Here is a 2,265-nt window from a genome sequence, read left to right as displayed (position 1 = left end):
CTCCCGCAGCAGCGCCGGGTCGGGCGCCGTGTCGCGCGCCACGCGGCGCGGCGGCAGCGGCGCGCAGGGCGCGTTCCAGTCATCGGAGGGGATGGAGACGAAGCAGGGGCCGCAGGGCCGCTGCTCGGCCAGGTGGAAGGCCTGGGCGATGGCGGCCGGCACATCCTCGGCCCGCGCCGGCTCGACGCTGAACTTCACATAGGGGCGCGGGAAGGCGGCGGCGTCACTGGCGCCCAGGAACGGGAAGTTCGGCAGCAGGGCGCGCGCCTGCTGCCCGGCGGTGATCACCATCGGCGCCTGGTTCTTCCACGCGGTGAACAGATTGCCCAGCGCATGGCCGAGCCCCGCCGCCGAATGCAGGTTGACGAAGGCGGCCCGCCCGGTCGCCCGCGCATAGCCGTCCGCCATGCCGACCACCGAGGCCTCCTGCAGCCCCAGCACGTAGCGGATGTCCTCCGGCCAGCGCTCCAGGAAGCCCAGCTCGGTGGAGCCGGGATTGCCGAACACCGTGTCGATGCCGCGCTGCCGCAGCAGGTCGAGCACCGCCTGCCGCACCGTGACCGGGCCGCTCATGCGCCGAGCCCGATCACCAGCCGGCGCAATATGGCCAGGAAGGCCTCGCGGTTCTCGGGGCCCACCAGCGCGTCGAGCTGCGCGTCATGCGCCGCCGCATGGGCGGAGAGGGCGCCGAGCGTCGCCTCGCCCGCCGGGGTCAGGGTGAGCGCGTAGCTGCGCCGGTCCTGCTGCTGCCGCTGCCGGCGGATCAGCCCGCGCTTCTCCAGATCGGCCAGCGCCGGGGTGAGGGTGGATTTGTCGCGTCCCGCCGCGGCGCCGAGCGCGGTCTGCGACAGGCCGGGATTGGCGCCGATGATGGCCAGGATGGCGAAGCGGCCGGGCCGCAGCGCGGTGTCGCCGCTGCGCCGGGCGAAGGCCTGGAAGGACGCCTCCTGCGCCAGCCGCAGCTGGAAGCCGATCAGCCCGTCCAGCCCGCCCAGTTGCAGCCGCTCGGCCGGGGGGGTGGTGGCGGCCAGCACCGGACGGCCGGGCAGGCCCCCTTGCGGCGACAGGGTGGCGGGCGCGGCGGCACGCTTCGGCGGCCGCGCGGCGGCGGGCTTGGTCACACTGTTGTCCTCCCCACGGGGCCGGCCCGGCGCGGGGCCGGGCGGTGTCCGGGCCGGAAGCGCGCCGGCCAATCGTAGGATATCCAACTTTTTCGCCGTCCCGCAAGCGCCCTGTTGCCAGCCGCGCCGCCAGCCGCAGAATGACGCGAAGAGCAAGGCCGCGCGGCGGCCGGGAGGACACGCTTGCGCATCGCCCTGATCCACGCCCTGCGCCATTCGCCGCCGCCGGTGGAGGCGGCCTTCGCCCGGCTCTGGCCCGAGGCGCGGCTGATGAACCTGCTGGATGACAGCCTCTCCGCCGACCTCGCGCGGCAGGGGCGGCTGACCGAGGCCATGACCGGCCGTTTCCTGTCCCTGGCGCGCTACGCGGTGGAGACCGGGGCGCAGGGCATCCTGTTCACCTGCTCCGCCTTCGGCCCCTGCATCGAGGCGGTGCAGCGCGAACTGGCCCCGCTGCCGGTGCTGAAGCCCAATGAGGCGATGATCGAGGAGGCGCTGGCCGCCGCCGGGCCGTCCGGGCGGGTCGGCCTGCTGGCCAGCTTCGCGCCGACGCTCGCCTCCATGCCGCCGGAATTTCCCGCCGGGCTGCGGCTGGTGCCCAAGCTGGCCGAGGGCGCGCTGGCCGCGCTGGATGCCGGCGATGCCGCCGGGCATGACCGGCTGGCGGCGCGGGCGGCGCGCGACCTCGCGGGGTGCGACGTCATCGCCCTGGCGCAGTTCAGCCTGGCCTCGGCCGCGCCGGGTGTGGCCGCGGCCACCGGCCGGCCGGTGCTGACCACGCCGGACAGCGCCGTGCGCAAGCTGCGGCGGATGCTGCAAGCTCCAGACACCTGGAAAGCGGTTTGAGACGTTTCCACGGGGCGCATGCCGTCCGTCCGGGTTAGGCTGCCCGGGCAGACAGGGAGACAGAGCATGGCCGAACCCAGCAAGACGCCGGCGCCCCCGCCCCAGGCCGGCACTCCGCCCACCCCCCGGCCGACGCCCCCGCCGGCGGGCAAGGAGCTGGACGCGGACCAGCTGCAGGGCATCGTCGGCGGTGCCGGGCGGCGCGACGGGCTGTCCTGACCCCAGGCCGGGCATCGCCGCGGCGGCCCGCCTCCCGGCGGAGCAGGCGCCATGCGTGCCCAGCCCCCAGCCCGCCGCC

At 75.7% G+C, this 2,265-nt stretch carries 4 protein-coding genes; 2 read left to right on the top strand and 2 right to left on the bottom strand.

The genetic code is table 11. The annotated features are described in order from the left end of the window. Together HMPREF0731_RS20110 and HMPREF0731_RS20105 are read right to left on the bottom strand one after the other, a co-directional pair. On the bottom strand, positions 1-573 hold a 573-nt coding region (locus tag HMPREF0731_RS20110), incomplete at its 3' end, for a thiamine pyrophosphate-binding protein (protein WP_007006058.1). Further along, a complete protein-coding gene (locus HMPREF0731_RS20105) occupies positions 570-1,121 on the bottom strand; it encodes a MarR family winged helix-turn-helix transcriptional regulator (protein WP_007006057.1) in 552 nt (183 codons plus the stop codon). The genes HMPREF0731_RS20110 and HMPREF0731_RS20105, both read right to left, overlap by 4 nt. 183 nt (positions 1,122-1,304) lie before the next feature. Here HMPREF0731_RS20105 and HMPREF0731_RS20100 point away from each other — a divergent pair, with 183 nt between their 5' ends. After that, positions 1,305-1,967: an aspartate/glutamate racemase family protein gene (locus HMPREF0731_RS20100; RefSeq protein ID WP_007006056.1), complete on the top strand. Its 663-nt coding sequence runs from the start codon at positions 1,305-1,307 to the stop codon at positions 1,965-1,967. Positions 1,968-2,033: 66 nt separating this feature from the next. Continuing rightward, complete coding sequence (locus HMPREF0731_RS24590) at positions 2,034-2,186, top strand: hypothetical protein (protein ID WP_157136266.1); 153 nt, start codon at positions 2,034-2,036, stop codon at positions 2,184-2,186. Positions 2,187-2,265 lie beyond the last annotated feature (79 nt).

The organism is Pseudoroseomonas cervicalis ATCC 49957 (genome assembly GCF_000164635.1).
Classification (GTDB): Bacteria; Pseudomonadota; Alphaproteobacteria; order Acetobacterales; family Acetobacteraceae; genus Pseudoroseomonas; species Pseudoroseomonas cervicalis.
The sequence above is the reverse complement of the archived record's forward strand: the minus strand, read 5'-3'. Positions and strand labels throughout refer to the sequence as shown.

Bases quoted from the DNA above. Each gene is read 5' to 3' on its own strand.
- HMPREF0731_RS24590 (WP_157136266.1), top strand. From the start codon at position 2,034: ATGGCCGAACCCAGCAAGACGCCGGCGCCCCCGCCCCAGGCCGGCACT.